This is a genomic window from Mycobacterium sp. (assembly GCF_008709575.1).
Taxonomy (GTDB): domain Bacteria; phylum Actinomycetota; class Actinomycetes; order Mycobacteriales; family Mycobacteriaceae; genus Mycobacterium.
Window position 1 is genome coordinate 1 of record NZ_VYIK01000566.1, and the last position, 512, is coordinate 512.

Sequence of the window (512 nt, forward strand, 5' to 3'; positions counted from 1 at the left end):
GGATTGGCACGCCCGGACGCACTCTCGCAGCCAGATCCACCAGCACAGCGTCCTGCATGTTCGACGCGACCACATAGCGGCAGGCGGCCTGGTCGAAAGAACCATCGAGGCCACCGAAGTTCTCATCGGTCCAGCGCAACAGGTCGATCGCGCTGGCACCGTCGAGGTCTTTGGCGCCCCGCTCGGCCAAATCGCGCAACTCCTGCTCGGTAAACGTCCTTCCTCCCATTGTCACCGCAGCTCCGCTTCGTCAGCCCGCATCGCCCACCGCGCGAAGGATTCGCCGTCTTCACGCTGCTCGACAAATTTATGCACCACCCGATCGATATAGGCGCCGAGCTCGTCGCTGGTGACCTTGTGCTGGCGCAGCTTGCGGCCGAAGCCGCTGTCCAGGCCAAGACTGCCGCCCAGATGCACCTGGAAGCCCTCGACCGAGCCGCCGTGGCCGTCGTCGACCATCTGGCCCTTAAAGCCGATGTCGGCCACCTGAATGCGGGCGCACGAGTTCGGGC

General features: G+C 64.8%; 2 pseudogenes. Both read right to left on the reverse strand.

Annotated features, from left to right (window positions below):
- A pseudogene (locus F6Q13_RS20170) lies at positions 1-229 on the reverse strand (phosphoadenosine phosphosulfate reductase); the annotation flags it as partial.
- Positions 230-231: 2 nt separating this feature from the next.
- Positions 232-512, reverse strand: a pseudogene (locus F6Q13_RS20175) (nitrite/sulfite reductase); the annotation flags it as partial.